Origin of the sequence: Microbacterium terrisoli (assembly GCF_030866805.1) — a bacterium.
GTDB lineage: Bacteria > Actinomycetota > Actinomycetes > Actinomycetales > Microbacteriaceae > Microbacterium > Microbacterium terrisoli.
The window spans coordinates 295,449-311,381 of the sequence record NZ_CP133019.1; the positions used below are offsets into that span (position 1 = coordinate 295,449).

Here is a 15,933-nt window from a genome sequence, read left to right on the forward strand (position 1 = left end):
ACCAAGCTGTCTGGGCCGCCGCACTGCGACGAGGAGAGAACAGAACGAAAGGGCATACATGGGTGAGATAGGACAGGCGTGGGACCGCGGAAACCTGACAGTCGGAGTTGACCGCAGTCGATTCTTGGTGATCGGCGGGGAAGTGCACAACTCCAGTTCGAGCACCGCACGTTCCATCGACTCATCGTTCGACACCATTATGCGTCTCGGTGCGAATACGGTCCTCGCACCTGTTTCATGGGAGCTGTTCGAGCCGGAGGAGAGCCGCTTCAACTTTGAACTGATCGACGCGATGATTGCCGGTGCGCGGAGACGCGGCCTTCGCCTGATTCCCCTGTGGTTCGGCACATGGAAGAACGCCGCCTCCACCTATGCACCTTCGTGGGTAAAGCTCGACCTTGGCCGGTTTCCTCGGTCCGAACTCACAGGCGGACGCCGCGCCGCGCAGGTGAGCCCGTTCTGTGTCGAAGCTCGGGAGGCGGACGCCGGCGCATTCGCAGCTCTGATGCGTCGCATCCGAGAGGTCGACAACGACAACACCGTAATCGCCGTGCAAGTGGAGAACGAGATGGGTCTGCTCGGCGATTCTCGGGACCGGAGCCCACTCGCGGAGACCGCATTCGGCTCACCGGTCCCAGCAGAGGTGATTGCCGCGGTCCGGCTTGATAGCACAGCCCCGCTCCATACCCAGTGGATCTCACATGGAAGCGTCACGCAGGGCGACTGGGCCACGGTGTTCCCCGCCGGGGAGCGAGCGGACGAAGCGTTCATGGCCACTGCGTTTGCTTCGTATACACAGAGAGTGGCCGACGCCGGGCGTCGGCAGCACGACGTGCCCATGTTCGTGAACGCTTGGCTTGACGCGGAAAGCGTTCTTGATGGCACTGTTCCCGTGTCCGGCGGAAAGCTACCCGGCGACTACCCGAGCGGTGGCCCGGTCATCTCGGTGGCCTCCATCTGGGAGCAGCTGGCACCGGCCCTGGATTTGCTGGCCGTTGACGCATACGTCGATGACGCCAACAGCGTTTTCGCTCAGTTCGCCGGGCGCCGCGGCAGGCTGCTGGTTCCGGAATTGCGCGCCGATGCCATGGGGGTAGCACAGATGTTCCTTGCGGTCGGGAGATACCGTGCCGCCGGGGTCTCACCCTTCGGCATCGATGCGTTGGATGAAAGCGACGACGACGCACTGCTCATTGCCGACTCATTCCGGCTCTTGCGGGCCGTCGCTGTTCTCACCACTCATGATCCCGATGCACTGATGGATGGGTTCATCCTCGATGCGCACAACCCGCACCACCAGGTAAATGCGGGGGGTGCCACGATCGACCTGCGCGTTGCCGACAGCGACGCGAAGTTCACTCCCAGCCACGGTTACGGAATCGCCATCTCGGAAGGGGGGCGCGGACTGTACCTGATCGGGCGCGGCTTCTCAGCCTCCGTCGTGGCCTCTGCCGGAGATGAAGCTGCCCTCCTTTCGGCATCGGAGTTGGATCTCATCGACGGTGAACTCGTCGTTACGCAACACCTGAATGGTGACCAGACTTCCTCAGGCACGACGATCGTCCATCCTCACGTCGGAGCGCCCCCGCGTCGAGGACCAATTCCCACAAGACCTCCCGCCACGGGCATCACGCGGATCGAGCTGTTCACGTACTGAACCGTCTGTAAGTCTCGTAGTGGCTGGCCTGGGGTCGGCTGGCAGGGTTGGTGCTGGTGCTCCGTTTGGTCGTGACTCGTGAATCGTCCGGCCCTTCTGCTCTTGGGCAGGGTGCCTTTCCTGGGATCTGTCCGGCCGGGCGGGCGCCGGCGCCGACCCCGTCCACTCCGATGGCTTGATCAGAAGCTTGCCCGACCGTTAGCGGCGGTCGTGGCCCATTACAGGCCTGCCTCGAAGTGACCATTCCCGGGTCGACGCCAGCAGTGACGTCAACCCCGTGGAAAGGATCACAGTCACTATGACCATCGTTGCAAACGCATACGCGTAGGTCATCGGCATCGACACGCACGCGAGGACCCACACACTCGCTATCGTCGAGGCTCACACCGGCGCGAGGATCGACCGCGAGTGTTCCCGACGACGCCGGCCGGATTGTCCAGGGCGGTCGCATGGATCGGGCGGCGAACGGGCGGGTTGGCTGATGTGCTCGTCGCGATCGAAGGTATCGGGTCCTATGGTGCAGGGCTCGCCCGTTGCTGCCAGGACGCAGGTTTGCGAGTAGTGGAGTCGTTTCCGACGCCAGCTCGCGAGCGGCGCGGTCGTGGCAAGAGCGACGAGATCGATGCTGAACTCATCGCCCGCTCCGTCCTCAGCATCGACACCGAACAGCTCCGCGACCCGCGTCAAGGCACAGGAATCCGCGCCGCGTTGCGGGTGCTGATCAGTGCCCGTGACCTCGTCAACCTCGAGCGCACGCGGTCGATTAACGCCTTGATGGCGTTGTTGCGGACGGTCGATTAGGGCATCGATGCACGGGTCGCCCTGAACAAGAAGCAGTTCGTAACGATCGCGGTGTGGCGGGCACGCCAGGAGGACCTCGCAACTGCGACAGCCCGGCGTGAATCTACTCGATTGGCTAAACGCGTGATCGCTTGCGACGAAGACCTCGCTGACAATCGAGACGAGATCACGGCGCTGGTCGCCGCCAGCGATGGCGCCACCCTGCTCGACGAACCCGGCATCGGCGCCATCAACGCTGCCGTGGTTCTCGCAGCCTGGTCGCACCCCGGGCGGGTGCGTTCCGAGGCGGCGTTCGCCGTCCTCGCCGGGGTGAGCCCCGTGCCAGCTTGGAGCGGGAACACGACCCGGCACCGGCTCAATCGCGGTGGTGACCGGCGCCTGATCCGCGCGCTGTCATCGATCACGCTGACGCGGATGTCGCACCATCCGCCGACTCGTGCTTACGTTGAACGGCGACGCGCCGAGGGCCGCACGACGAAGGAGATTCGCCGATCGCTCAAGCGCTACATCGCCCGCCAGCTCTACCGCCACCTCGCCCACGAAAACGGGCTTGACAGGACATAGAAGCATCCCAGGTTCTTGGCCGCTTCTATATGGGGAGCAGCTCTCTGGTGAGGGCCACGTAGTAGGCCGCCTCGAACTCGTCGGGACCGACCATTCCGAGGATGGTCTTGTACCGGCAGTCGTGGAAGATCGTGGGGCGGGACTCGACTTCTATGGTGAGTGGATCCGAGAACGTTCGCGGAGCATCCTTTCGGCGCCGCTATCAACTTCAGCCTTGTCCTGCGTTCGCATACGGTCGATGGCTGGGCTTGAGGCGCTGCTGTCGGTGACGTCCCCTGGGGTGGTGGAGATTCCGATGGGTTGGTCTGCGTCGTAGACGTGGGTGAGCCATCGTGCGATGGTCAGTGAGTACCGATCAAAGTCACTCACAGAAAGACACAAAGCACGATGGCTCTAGACCAGTCTGCCCTCCTCGAGCTCCTCGGGGAACTGAAACTCACCGATGTCACTGACCGGATCCGTGTCGCGACCGAAACGCTCTATCAGGAGCTGATCGATGCGGAAGCGGCCGCGTTCATCGGCGCGGCCCCGTATGAGCGATCCGCTGGCCGGGTGACTCAGCGCAACGGATCCCGCCCGAAGACCGTGTCCACGACGGCTGGGGATCTGGAACTGCGGATCCCGAAACTCCGGCAGGGGTCGTTCTTCCCGTCGCTGCTGGAGCGCCGGCGAAGGGTCGATCAAGCACTGTTCGCGGTGGTGATGGAGGCGTACGTCCACGGCGTCTCAACGAGGAAGGTCGATGATCTGGTGAAGGCGCTGGGTGCGGATACCGGGATCAGCAAGTCCGAGGTGTCGCGGATCTGCGCGAACCTGGACGAGGACGTCGCCGCGTTTCGGGACCGGCCCCTGGCGGACACGACCTACCCGTATGTGTTCCTCGACGCGACCTACTGCAAAGCAAGGGTCGGACGGCGGGTGGTGTCCCAGGCGGTGGTCGTCGCGATCGGCGTCGCCGCGGACGGGCGTCGCGAGATCCTCGGGTTCGAGGTCGGGGAGACCGAATCGCAACCGTTCTGGACCACGTTCCTCCGATCGTTGAAAGCACGCGGTCTGGATGGTGTGAAGCTGGTCATCTCCGACGCTCACACGGGTCTGATCTCGGCGATCGAGACCGTGTTCGCCGGGTCCGCGTGGCAGCGGTGCCGGGTCCATTTCATGCGCAACGTGCTCTCGAACGTTCCCAAAGCGTCGGGGCCGATGGTCGCGTCGATCATCCGCACGATCTTCGCCCAGCCCGACACCGAGCACGTGTTCACGCAGTTCCACGAAGTCGTCCGGATGCTCACCCGCTCCCACCCGAAGATCGCGGACATGCTCGAGAACGCGAAGGATGACATCCTCGCGTTCTGCGGGTTCCCGCAACAGCACTGGCGGCAGATCTGGTCCACGAACCCCCTGGAACGGCTCAACAAGGAGATCAAACGTCGCACCGACGTCGTCGGCACATTCCCCAACCCCGCCGCCCTGCTGCGCCTCGCTGGGCACGTCCTGATCGAGCAGCACGACGAATGGGACGGCGCCGACCGCCGCTACTTCTCCGAGCACTCCATGAAGCTGTTGTTCGCCGAAGCCGAGGAGGTGGCCATCCCCGAACTCAACGCGGCATAATCACAGAAGCTGATCCCGCACGGTGTCGAGAAACTCCACCAACCAGTGGGACATCACCGATGGAGCTTATCCAAGGCCCCAGCTCGTCCGTGCACGCTGGGCCGACCTTACCGGGACGTGGTCCTTCGCCTTCGACGACGATGACCGAGGGCAGGCGGAACGCTGGCAGGACACGACAGGGTTCAGTCAGAAAATCACAGTGCCATTCCCCCCGGAATCGCCCGCATCGGGCATCGACGAACCGAAATTCCATCCGATCGTCTGGTACGAACGGACCATCGCCGCTTCGCATCTCGCGGCTGCCGACCACGTGTCCGGGCACCGATTGATCCTGCACTTCGGTGCGGTCGACTACCGCGCGGTGGTGTGGGTGAACGGCCAGGTCGCGGCACGCCACGAAGGCGGGTACACGCCCTTCTCCGCAGATGTCACGGACCTCCTGGGCCACGCCGGCCCGGACCGGATCGTGGTCCGAGCCGAGGACGACCCCACCGACGTCGCCCAGCCTCGCGGGAAACAGGACTGGCAAGAAGAACCACACGTCATCTGGTACAAGCGGACGACAGGGATCTGGCAGCCCGTTTGGCTCGAATCGCGGCCAGCCACGGCCATCGAAACGGTGCACTGGGACTCGGACTTGACACAGGCAGAAGTCCGACTGCACCTCCAGTTGAGCCGCAAGCCCCGGCATGCCGTGCCCATTTCTGTGCAGCTGAGCTTCGAGGGTGGGCCCTTCGCTGAGGAAGTGTCAACACAGGCTGCTGCTGCAGAACTCGAGCTCACAGTCCCGGTGCCGGCGCTGGCCAACGGTCAAGCACAGCAGGACTACACCTGGTCGCCAGAACACCCGAGGCTCATCGACGCGCGTATCCGGGTCGGGCACGACGTCGTCACCTCGTACTTCGGACTGCGCACGGCGTCCGCATCGGCAGGCAGCGTACTCCTCAACGGAACACCGGTGTTCATGAGGGGAGTCCTCGATCAGGGCTACTGGCCCCGAACCCACCTTGCGGCTCCATCACCGGAGGCACTCCGAGAAGAGGTGACGCTCATCCGTGCAGCCGGCTTCAATATGGTGCGAGTCCATCAGACGGTCGCTGACCCGAGATTTCTGTACTGGGCGGACAAGCTCGGGCTCATGGTGTGGGCGGAGTTCCCCGCCGCCTACGCCTTTTCGGCGACTGCGATCCGGCGCACGATGACGGAGTGGCTTGAGGCACTCAGTCGCGACAAGTCGCACCCGTCGATCGTCGCCTGGGTCCCGTTCAACGAGAGCTGGGGCGTGCAAGACATCGCGCGGGATCCGCAGATGCGCCACTACGTCACCGCGTTGAGTGACCTGACCAGGGCCGTAGACCCCACTCGGATCATCATCTCGAACGACGGTTGGGAGCATGTGAACAGCGACGTCGTCACCGTGCACGACTACGAGAGTGACCCGGCAAGTCTCAGACGGCGGTACGCCACGCTCACTGCAGCTGACCTCACCACGCAAATGCTCGGTCCGGCTGGCAGGTTGATCACCCTGACGGAGCCGCACCCGTTCGCCCCGATCCTTCTGTCTGAGTTCGGGGGCGTGTCATTTGACTCGCAACAACGGGAAGAGACCTGGGGGTATTCGCAGGCGACGACAGGGGAAGACTTCGCCGAAAAGTTGCAAAGGCTCTTCGCTGCCGTGAATACGGGCACACATCTCGCGGGATACTGCTACACGCAGTTCACAGACACCGGACAAGAGCGGAACGGGATCCTCACCGACGAACGCACGCACAAGCTGGATCCGACTCGCCTACGGAACATCGTGCTCGGACGATCAACAACCACCGAACCGACAAAAGATCCGTCAGCCAGCGAAGACGGTCACACGAATCGGCCTTGACGGTATACATGGCACGGCCAGGCGGGGCCCGTGCCGTTCACAAAAACTACGTTCGAATAGGCCCTGGGAAACCGCGTGGTCAGCACTGTTCGCGCACGCGCACGCGCTCGCACCGCCCGACGCGGTCCTGAACGCCGTGTTCGTGGCTGACTCGCCGAAGCTCGTTGATCTGCTGGAACTGATCGGTGTGACGCCGACGCTGCCGGATCGGCCCGGAGTGTACGGGTACGGATTCGAAGCAGACCTCCCTTGGGGTATAGCGCGCCCGGGCTCGTGCCCGTAGTAGGCGAACCCCCCCGATCGCTCGCTCAGGCGGCCGATGGCGGGCGAGGGGCCCGCAGCTTGGACTGCTACCTTCCGGTCCTGCGCATGCTGAAGGTTCCGTTGTTGCGGTTGACCTTCACGTAGCCGCCGAACGAGTTGCTCAGGCCTGATGACTGGTCCGGGTCGCATTCGGTGGATAGTCAATATCCCTGCATCACCCCGATGTTGAGCTCCCGGGCCTCGATGGTCTCAGCGGCGATGATGCCGCGTGCACCAAGTGCGCGGATCATCGCGGCGGTCTCACACGTGCGACTGACTGTCGGCGGATCAGAGGCATCGGGACGAGTTGGTGAGCGATTTCGGCCTGGCCGAGGAGCATCTGCACCCCGAGTTGTGCCATCCGTTCGTATGGCAGGCGGCAGGTGGTGAGCCCAGGTCGCAGGTAGCCTGCGATTTCATCGTCGTCAAAGGAGATCACAGAGACATCGTCGGGCACACTTCTGTGGAGCTCGCCCAACGCCTGGTAGACGCCGAACGCGACGTTGTCGTTCCCAGCGAGGATTGCGGTGAGGTCTGGGTGGGCTTGCAGCATCGTCATCGCTGCGTTGTAGCCGATTGCCGGGCTCCAGTCGTCGAGATCGATTCGGATCGGTGCGATCCCTGAGTCGCGCAGGGTGTCATCGATCCCGCGAAAGCGCGTGGCGATAGTTGTCGACAGACGGGGGTTCGGCGCGATGCGCGGCAGATCGCCGATGATGCCGATGCGAGTGTGGTGGTGGGCGACGAGTTCTGCTGCCACGATGCATCCGGCGTCGTATTCGTCGGGCAAGATGCTGGGTACCTCGTCAGGTGTGCGCCCGTTGACGATGACGACCGGGGTCCGCCGGTCGGGCGAGGGGATGTCGATGACGCGGGCGCCCATCAGACCAACGAGGATGCCGTCGACATCTCGATCGCGCATCGCCTCCATTGCGGTGCCGAGATCCTCCATGTGCCGCGCGGTTTCGGCGATCAAGACCGTGTGATCCAATTCCTTGGCGGCGCCCAAGACACCGCGGATCATGGCGGAAGCATAACGGGTGATCGTGACCTCATCGGAGATGAACCCGATCGTCTTCGTCTTGCCGAGCCGCAGGCTCTGCGCCGCAAGATTCGGCTTATACCCGAGGTCGGCGGCGGCCGCACGGATACGCAGAGCTGCTTCTTCAGACAGGCGCGAACCGGGCCGATTGTTCAGCACCAGGCTGACCGCGGTCTTCGACATCCGGGCTCGTGCGGCCACGTCCGCGAGAGTTGGGCGCTTGCCGGTCGGTGTCATCACTGCTCCCTATCGTCAGGTTCGAGACTACCGGCTGCTGAATTAATTCAGCATTCCCTCTTGTGGCCGCAGTCGGCGCCGTGTTATCGTCTGCTAAATGCATTCAGCACCGAAGTTGATGCACACGGCACGAGGAGACCTTCGATGAAGAGGAAAGCGGCAACGATCGCTTTGGCGGTTGTGAGCATGGCGGCGATGTTCGCGCTTGCGGGGTGCGCGAAGGGCGGTGTGAGCGCAGGCAGCGATGCCGGCAGTCTCAAACTGTGGACGCACAACGCCGGCAACGAGGCGGAACTGGGAGCGATCAAGGACGTCGTCAAGGACTTCAATGCGAGTCAGTCGAAGTACAAGGTGGAGGTTCAGGCGTTCCCACAGGACTCCTACAACCAGTCGGTGACCGCCGCCGCGGCGTCCGGCAAGCTGCCATGCATTCTTGACATCGACGCCCCCAACGTGCCCAACTGGGCTTGGGCGGGCTACTTGGCTCCGTTGACCGGAATGGACGACGTGCTGTCGAAGTTCCTTCCGTCGACCGTGGGTACGTACAACGACAAGACCTACTCTTACGGGTTCTATGACGTCGCGCTGACGATGATCACGCGCAAGAGCACCCTCGACAAGTACGGCATCCGAGTCCCGTCCGTCGACCAGCCGTGGACGAAGGCGGAGTTCTCGGATGCGATGGCCAAACTGAAGGCGTCGGGTGACTTTCAGTACCCGGCGGACTTTGCGACATCGTCGACGGGGGAGTGGTGGCCGTACGCCTATTCACCGTTCCTGCAGAGTGCCGGCGGCGACCTGATCGATCGGTCCGACTACAAGACGGCGGATGGCGTCCTGAACGGGCCCGACGCGGTTGCGTGGGGAAAGTGGTTCCGTAGTCTGGTCACCGATGGATACATCGCCGCCAAGTCGGGCACCGACCAGACGGCCGACTTCCTCAACGGCAAGACTGCGCTGATGTATGCCGGCAGCTGGGCGGCCGAGCCGGTGCGGGCGAAGCTGGGTGACGATGCGCTGTTCATCCCGTCGGTCGACCTTGGCCACGGCCCGAAGATCGGCGGCGGGTCCTGGCAGTGGGGCATGTCGAAGTCGTGCGCTGACACAGCAGGCGCGCTGGCTTACATGAAATTCGCGGCGCAGGACAAGTATGTGGCGGCAGTGGCAAAGGCGACCAAGACGATTCCCGCCACCGACGCTGCCGCAGCGATGGTTCCCGGCTACGGCCCCGGCGGAGACAACACGATCTTCCGCGAGTTCTCGAAGAAGTACGCCGTGGTGCGGCCGGTGACCCCCGGTTATCCGTTCATCTCGACGACGTTCCAGAAGGCTGCTCAGGACATCCTGAACGGTGCTGACCCTCAGCAGACGTTGGATCAAGCGGTCAAAGACATCGACGCCAACCAGAAGCAGAACAACTACTTCCAGTAGGCAATCGCTGGTGGGCGGCGCCGCGATGGCCGCCCACCAGCATCAACTCGAGGAGAATCCGTGACCGCTCTGATATCTGTCCGCGTGCGCCCGCGCGGCCACCAGAAGGAACAATTCGCGGCGCTTGCGATGTTCCTGCCCGCCGCCGTGCTGATCGTCACGTTCCTCGTGATCCCGATCGCGTTGACATTCATCCTCGCATTCACCAACACGCGACTGATCTCACCGGAACCTGGCCGATTCATCGGCCTTGAGAATTTCGCCAACCTGTTCACGGATCAGACGTTCTGGGCGGCGCTGCGCAACACCTTGATCTTCACGATCGTGGTGGTTCCGGTGCAATCCGCGTTGGCGCTTCTGGTTGCAGTGCTCGTGAATTCAAAGGTGCGGGGTACAACGTTCTTCCGGACCGTGTACTTCCTGCCCGTGGTCACGTCGATCGTCGTCGTATCGATGCTGTGGCTGTTTCTCTACCAGAAGAACGGACTGATCAACGTCCTGCTGGCCAAGGTCGGCATTGCTGGACCGGATTGGCTCGGCGACCCGCACTGGGCGCTGTTCGCGATCATCGTCATGTCGATCTGGCAGGCGATGGGCTTTCACATGATCATCTGGCTGGCCGGGCTCCAGACCATCCCGGGTGACCTCTACGAAGCAGCAGCTCTGGACGGCGCGACCCGGTGGCAGCAGTTCGTGCATGTGACTTGGCCGGGCTTACGCGCGACCAGAACATTCATCCTGATCACGATCACGATCGCCGCATTCGGATTGTTCGCCCAGATCAACGTCATGACCCAGGGTGGGCCGCTGGACGCGACGACGACCTTGGTCTTCGAAGCGGTGCGCACCGGATTCCAGCAGCAGCAGACCGGATATGCGTCGGCGATCTCGCTGGTGTTCTTCGTGCTCGTGCTGATCGTCACCCTGATCCAGACATTCCTCACCCGCGACAAGGAGGCCCGGCGATGAGCGCACTGATGGGCAGCGATCCGACCGCCCTCGGCCACGAAATTCAACCGGAACGTGCGAGACGCCGCCCGACAGGATGGCGCAGCCCGGTCCTGTTGATCGTGAAGATCCTGCTGGCACTGCTGTTCGGCCTGCCCCTGGTGTTCATGATCGTCTCCAGCTTCAAACCCGACCTGCAGATCTTTGCCGACCTGAATGGGATCCAGGCATTCCTGCCGGTGGGGCAGCTCACGCTCGACAACTATCTCGGGGTATTCGAGCGGGTGCCCTTTGCGCAGTTCCTGCTCAACTCGGTGATCATCTCGGTCCTGACGGTCGCTCTCGGGATCGTGGTGAACTCGCTGGCAGCGTTCGCGATGTCGCGCATGCGTCTACCAGGCCGCAAGTGGCTGCTCGGCGTGGTTCTGGCCACGCTGATCGTGCCGTTCGAGGTCATGGCACTGCCCATGCTGTGGTGGGTCAACCAACTGCCGTATTTCGATGGTGCGCAGTTCGTGCAGGGCTGGCTGGACACGTACGCCGTGCAGATCGTTCCATTCATCGCGAACGCCTTCTCGATTTTCCTGTTCTACCAGTACTTCAGTTCGATCCCGAGGGAGCTCGACGAGGCCGCTCTGATGGATGGGGCAGGATGGCTGCGCATCTATCGCACCATTGTGCTGCCGCTGTCCGGGCCGGCGGTGGCCACCGCGGCCATTCTCACGTTCCTCCCGGCGTGGAACCAATATCTGTGGCCCCTCATGGTCACCCAGAGCGAAGCCATCCGGCCCGTCATGGTCGGGATCGACTACTTCAAGCAGCTGAATGTGTCGTGGGGTCAGATCATGGCCTATGCCAGCGTGATCACCGTTCCGGTGCTCGCACTCTTCGTCGCGTTCCAACGCTCCTTCGTGAACTCGATCGCCGCGTCCGGGGTGAAGGGATGAGGCGCCCGAAACTTCACGAGGTGCTCAGGCCGCGTATCCACTTCGCCCCACAGCGCAATTGGATGAATGATCCCAATGGGCTTGTCTTCCATAATGGCCGGTACCACCTGTTCTTCCAGCACAACCCAGACGGCGACCAGCACCGGAACATGAGCTGGGGTCATGCCTCAAGCAGTGACCTGGCGCACTGGCTGGAGCATCCCGTCGCCATCCGATACACCGACGACGAGGAGATATTCTCGGGTTCGGTCGTGGTGGACGAGGCGAACTCGAGTGGCTTCGGCGGCGCGCAGCATCCACCGCTTGTGGCGATCTATACGTCCGCCCACCGTGGCAAGGGGCGCCAAGCGCAATCGCTGGCATACAGCACCGATGGCGGCATGACGTGGACCCGCTATGCGGGAAACCCAGTGCTCGATCGTGGCTCCAGCGACTTCCGCGACCCCAAGGTTTTCCGCTACACCGGTAGCGGAGGATCGTACTGGGTCATGGTCGCAGTGGAAGCCGCCGACCATCAGGTGCTCCTCTATCGCTCGGACGATCTCAAGAGGTGGACCTACCTGTCCTCGTATGGTCCCGCGGGCGCGGTCGGGGGAGTGTGGGAGTGCCCGGATCTCTTCCCACTGAACCTCGACGGCGATGCCGAGGAGCGACGATGGGTCCTGCTCATCTCGCTCAACCCCGGCGGGGTCGCCGGTGGATCGGGAACCCAGTACGTGATCGGGCAGTTCGACGGCGTCGAGTTCATCCCCGATTCCCTTCCCGAAGCCGTAACCGATCTGGAACACCTCGCCCAGCTGAGTTGGCTGGATTGGGGCCGAGACTGCTATGCCGGGGTGACCTTCAATGGCCTCCCGGATCACGAGCGGACCCTGATCGCCTGGATGGGCAACTGGGAATATGCGCACGCCACACCCACCGCACCATGGCGCGGTGTCATGACGACAGCGCGGCAGCTCGCGCTGCGCCAGATAGGCGGGCAGCCCCGACTGTGCATCGACCCGATCCTGCCGCCCGGTCGAATCACCGCCGAGGTCGCTCCACGCACGCTCCTGCGCGGCGAGACCCTCACCGCACCGCTGCCGGCAACAGCACGAATCGACATCGACCTCGTCACACCGCACGCGGTCGAGGTGGAGCTTGTGGGCACGAGCGGCTCGGCGACGCTGATCTTCGACGGGGCCAACGGACAACTCTCGCTCGACCGGCGCAACACCCACGCGATTGACCACCCGGGGTATCCGAGCGTCGAAACCGCGCCCTCGCCGACCGGCGAAGCGACGTTGCGGGCAACGATTGTGCTCGACAGTGGCTCCGTCGAGGTCTTCGCCGACGAGGGTGCCCGAGGGCTCACTGATCTCGTCTTCCTGGGCCAAGACTGCACGCTGACGCTGCACACAACGGGAGAGTTTGTGGCCATCGAGCAGCTTCGCATCACGGATCTGACGGCGTGATGACCGCGCAGCCCACGGACGCGCCTGTTGTCGTCATCGGCGACGCACTGATCGACGAGATTCACGATGGCGACTCGTCTGCGGAAGTCGTCGGCGGTGCGGCATTGAACGTCGCGACGGGCCTCGTGCGGCTGGGGGTGTCGGCGACATTGATCGCCATGGTGGGCACGGATGCCGCCGGAGATGCCATTCGTACACACCTGGAGGCACATGGGGTGAAGCTTCTGGCGACGCCGTCCCTCCACGGCTCAGCACGTGCCGTCTCCGTACGGATCGACGGAGAGCCGACATACGAGTTCAACGACGCAGCACGCGCACGCGCGATCACCATCGGCGATGTCGAACGACACGCGATCGCGGCCGCTCCTTGCGTCGTCATCAGCAGCTTCCCGTTCGATCATGCTGAGCAAGTCGAGACCCTTGCCACGGCAGTCGAGAGACGTCCTCTGATCGTCGACCCCAACCCGCGCGTGGGGCTGCTGACCGATGCCGAGGCCTTCACACGAGGATTCGAGACGCTCGCGAGCGCATGTGCACTCCTCAAAGTCGGGCCGGACGACGCGGCGCTCCTGTATCACTCGAGCGTCGAGCAACTGCGCGCGCGCTTGGCGCGCATCAGCCCTGCCGTGGTGCTTGCCACCGCCGGTGCCACCGGTGCCAGCATCGAGTTTCGCGGAGATGTGATCACCGCGCCCGTCGCGCAGTTGCCAGGGCCCGTGATCGACACGATGGGCGCCGGCGACGCCACCCTCGCGGCGGTGGTCGCCTCCCTCGTACAGGACACCCCTGAAGATGTCGCAGAGTGGCGCCGGACCCTCGACCGTGCCATGCGCATAGCTGCCGCCACCGTCCGCCATCAGGGCGCCATGCTCCGAATACCAGAGCCAGGCGAAGCATAGGACTCTGGGCGAACTACTCTGACTGGGGCTCTTCGTGACATTGCTACCGTATGAACTGTGAACGGTGATCGGCGCGTATTGCTGGAGGTGCCAGACGATCTGGCCGCCGAACTGACCAAGTTTGGACTCGCAGTTGAGTTGCCTCGCGTCCGTGCAGGCGCGGTCGAAGTAGTGGGTATGATCGGCGACATTGCGGCATCTGCTGCCGTGGTAGTGACCCTTCTGCAAGGCTCCGACACGTTGAAGTCGCTTGCGGAGTTGTTGCTGATCCGCAGTCGCGAGAAGGGTATGGTTCGGATCCGGGCCAAAGGGCCGAATGGGGTGGTCGACGTGTTGGTTCGTCCAGAGACGCCGCACTCTGACGTCGAGAAAGTTGTGGGGCTCGTTTTCAACTCCAAACCCGACGAGCCTTGACGAGGGCGTGATGGAGTCGGATCGTGTCCGGTACGACAACGTTGTTGTCGCCATCCGCAACCTCTCGCAGCGTGAAGGCACCCGGGTTGCGCTCAAGTCCCTATCGAATGACACGGTTGTAGATTCGGATTCAGTGGCACTGAGGTTGCTGTTTGCAGCCCTCGGTGTGAACCGTCCCAGGTTCTCCGCCGCTTCTATGCGGGGATCGGCTCTCTGCTGAGGGCCGCGTAGTAGGTCGCCTCGAACTCGTCGGGGCTGACCATTCCGAGGCTACCTGAATCGCCCCAGGTCTGGTGGAGGGTCTGAAGTCCCGAGAGGATGAGGGCTATGCCAGCACAAGGAAGTATCCGCAGGAGTTGCGGGAGCGAGCGATGAGGCTCGTGCAGGAGGCGCGGAAGGAGGATCCGGAGTTGTCTGTGAATCAGGCAGTGATCCGGATCGGGCAGCGCGTCGGGGTCAATCCGGACACGCTTCGCGGATGGGTCAAGCAGGCCCAGATCGATGCGGGCGAGCGAGCGGGGACGACGACGGATGACGCGTCGAAGATCAAGCAGCTCGAGGCGGAGGTGCGGGAGCTGAAGCGGGCGAACGAGATCTTGTTGGCGGCGTCGAGTTTCTTCGCGCGGGAGCTCGACCCGCGACTGCCGTGGTAGTTCAGTTCATCGATGATCATCGTGCCCGGTTCGGGGTCGAGCCGATCTGCCGCGTGCTGACAAAGCACGGAGTGAAGATCGCCCCGTCCGGGTACTACGCGTTCAAGAAGCGTCCCGCCTCTGCGCGAGCGGTCGCTGATGCGGAGCTGGTGGTGCAGATCGAGCGGGTGTTCTGGGACCGCGACCTCGGTCGCGGCATCAGCGGCGTCCGCAAGGTCTGGCGGCTGCTGCGCCGAGAAGGCATCACCGTCGCCCGCTGCACGGTGGAGCGCCTGATGCGCCAGCAGGGCCTGCGCGGTGTCCGCCGGGGCAAGCAGTTCATCACCACTCGTCCCGACGACACTGCGCCTCGCGCGGAGGATCACGTCAAGCGCGAGTTCCATGCTGACCGTCCGAACGAGCTCTGGGTGGTCGATTTCACATACGTTCCGACGTGGTCGGGGATGGCGTTCACCGCGTTCGTCACCGACGTGTTCTCCCGCCGAATCGTGGGCTGGCGGACCATGTCGAAAATGCCCACCGACCTGCCCCTGGACGCGCTGGAGATGGCGTTGTGGATCCGGGATCGTGCCGGCGAGGACGTCACCGGCGTCGTTCAACACTCGGACGCCGGGTCTCAATACACCGCGCTGCGCTACACCGAGCGCCTTGCCGAAGTCGGCGCGATCGCATCGATCGGAACGGTCGGCGACAGTTACGATAACGCCCTCGCGGAGAGCGTCGTAGGGCTCTACAAGACCGAGTGTGTGAAGATCGACGGGCCGTTCCGCAACGCGGATGATCTGGAACTGGCCACGCTGTCCTGGGTGCACTGGTTCAACGAGAACCGACTGCACTCCTCGATCGGATACCTCACACCCATCGAGAAAGAGAACGAGTACTACCGTGAGATGAACCCCCAGCACCAGCCGGCGCTGGGAGAACTCGCCCTCCACTGAACCCGGGGCGATTCACAGTTCTGCGAATAGTTGATTTCCCACCGTCACCCCCTGCTGTTGCTCGGAGCCCGAGCCGATCGACCCCCCCCAGACGACGATGTGTTGGTTGGCGCGGACATCCAGGGCAAAGCCTCCACCTTCGAAGAGGCTTGACA

At 63.4% G+C, this 15,933-nt stretch carries 11 protein-coding genes, 1 pseudogene and 1 other annotated feature; of the genes and pseudogenes, 11 read left to right on the forward strand and 1 reads right to left on the reverse strand.

What is annotated here, in order from left to right:
- Positions 1 to 58 precede the first annotated feature (58 nt).
- From QU603_RS01325 to QU603_RS01340, 4 genes and pseudogenes are all read left to right on the forward strand, one after another.
- A complete protein-coding gene (locus tag QU603_RS01325) occupies positions 59 to 1,657 on the forward strand; it encodes a DUF5597 domain-containing protein (protein WP_308492703.1) in 1,599 nt (532 codons plus the stop codon).
- A 331-nt stretch (positions 1,658 to 1,988) separates the two neighbouring features.
- Positions 1,989 to 3,022: pseudogene (locus tag QU603_RS01330) on the forward strand (IS110 family RNA-guided transposase).
- A 387-nt stretch (positions 3,023 to 3,409) separates the two neighbouring features.
- Complete coding sequence (locus QU603_RS01335) at positions 3,410 to 4,633, forward strand: IS256 family transposase (protein ID WP_308492704.1); 1,224 nt, start codon at positions 3,410 to 3,412, stop codon at positions 4,631 to 4,633.
- A 22-nt stretch (positions 4,634 to 4,655) separates the two neighbouring features.
- Positions 4,656 to 6,512, forward strand: coding sequence for a glycoside hydrolase family 2 protein (locus QU603_RS01340; protein WP_308492705.1), 1,857 nt, complete (start codon positions 4,656 to 4,658; stop codon positions 6,510 to 6,512).
- Between the two features lie 550 nt (positions 6,513 to 7,062).
- Here the strand turns inward: QU603_RS01340 and QU603_RS01345 are convergent.
- A complete protein-coding gene (locus QU603_RS01345; RefSeq protein ID WP_308492706.1) occupies positions 7,063 to 8,094 on the reverse strand; it encodes a LacI family DNA-binding transcriptional regulator in 1,032 nt (343 codons plus the stop codon).
- Positions 8,095 to 8,238: 144 nt separating this feature from the next.
- Between QU603_RS01345 and QU603_RS01350 the strand changes: the two genes are divergently transcribed.
- From QU603_RS01350 to QU603_RS01380, 7 genes are all read left to right on the forward strand, one after another.
- Positions 8,239 to 9,525 carry a sugar ABC transporter substrate-binding protein gene (locus QU603_RS01350; RefSeq protein ID WP_308492707.1) on the forward strand — a complete coding sequence of 429 codons (1,287 nt, stop codon included), beginning with the start codon at positions 8,239 to 8,241 and terminating at the stop codon, positions 9,523 to 9,525.
- 60 nt (positions 9,526 to 9,585) lie between these two features.
- Complete coding sequence (locus tag QU603_RS01355; RefSeq protein WP_308492708.1) at positions 9,586 to 10,494, forward strand: carbohydrate ABC transporter permease; 909 nt, start codon at positions 9,586 to 9,588, stop codon at positions 10,492 to 10,494.
- A complete protein-coding gene (locus QU603_RS01360) occupies positions 10,491 to 11,420 on the forward strand; it encodes a carbohydrate ABC transporter permease (protein WP_308492709.1) in 930 nt (309 codons plus the stop codon). The genes QU603_RS01355 and QU603_RS01360 overlap by 4 nt, the downstream gene beginning before the upstream one ends.
- Complete coding sequence (locus QU603_RS01365) at positions 11,417 to 12,874, forward strand: glycoside hydrolase family 32 protein (protein ID WP_308492710.1); 1,458 nt, start codon at positions 11,417 to 11,419, stop codon at positions 12,872 to 12,874. Before QU603_RS01360 ends, QU603_RS01365 begins: the two co-directional genes overlap by 4 nt.
- Positions 12,874 to 13,773: a carbohydrate kinase family protein gene (locus tag QU603_RS01370; protein ID WP_308493910.1), complete on the forward strand. Its 900-nt coding sequence runs from the start codon at positions 12,874 to 12,876 to the stop codon at positions 13,771 to 13,773. Before QU603_RS01365 ends, QU603_RS01370 begins: the two co-directional genes overlap by 1 nt.
- 57 nt (positions 13,774 to 13,830) lie before the next feature.
- Entirely contained in the window at positions 13,831 to 14,187 is a 357-nt protein-coding gene (locus QU603_RS01375; RefSeq protein ID WP_308492712.1) for a hypothetical protein, read from the forward strand.
- 371 nt (positions 14,188 to 14,558) lie between these two features.
- A protein-coding gene (locus QU603_RS01380) for an IS3 family transposase (protein WP_308492713.1) occupies positions 14,559 to 15,778 on the forward strand; the annotation gives its coding sequence in 2 pieces (ribosomal slippage) (positions 14,559 to 14,799 and positions 14,799 to 15,778; 1,221 coding nt in all).
- Positions 14,799 to 14,926 (forward strand) — a sequence feature (AL1L pseudoknot). (Overlaps the previous gene by 128 nt.)
- Positions 15,779 to 15,933 lie beyond the last annotated feature (155 nt).

What these genes read in the sequence shown, in the direction of transcription:
- QU603_RS01335 (WP_308492704.1), top strand. Translation starts at nt 3,410, where the DNA reads ATGGCTCTAGACCAGTCTGCCCTCCTCGAGCTCCTCGGGGAACTGAAA.
- QU603_RS01370 (WP_308493910.1), top strand. Translation starts at nt 12,874, where the DNA reads ATGACCGCGCAGCCCACGGACGCGCCTGTTGTCGTCATCGGCGACGCA.
- QU603_RS01325 (WP_308492703.1), top strand. Translation starts at nt 59, where the DNA reads ATGGGTGAGATAGGACAGGCGTGGGACCGCGGAAACCTGACAGTCGGA.
- QU603_RS01350 (WP_308492707.1), top strand. Translation starts at nt 8,239, where the DNA reads ATGAAGAGGAAAGCGGCAACGATCGCTTTGGCGGTTGTGAGCATGGCG.
- QU603_RS01365 (WP_308492710.1), top strand. Translation starts at nt 11,417, where the DNA reads ATGAGGCGCCCGAAACTTCACGAGGTGCTCAGGCCGCGTATCCACTTC.
- QU603_RS01360 (WP_308492709.1), top strand. Translation starts at nt 10,491, where the DNA reads ATGAGCGCACTGATGGGCAGCGATCCGACCGCCCTCGGCCACGAAATT.
- QU603_RS01345 (WP_308492706.1), bottom strand. Translation starts at nt 8,094, where the DNA reads ATGACACCGACCGGCAAGCGCCCAACTCTCGCGGACGTGGCCGCACGA.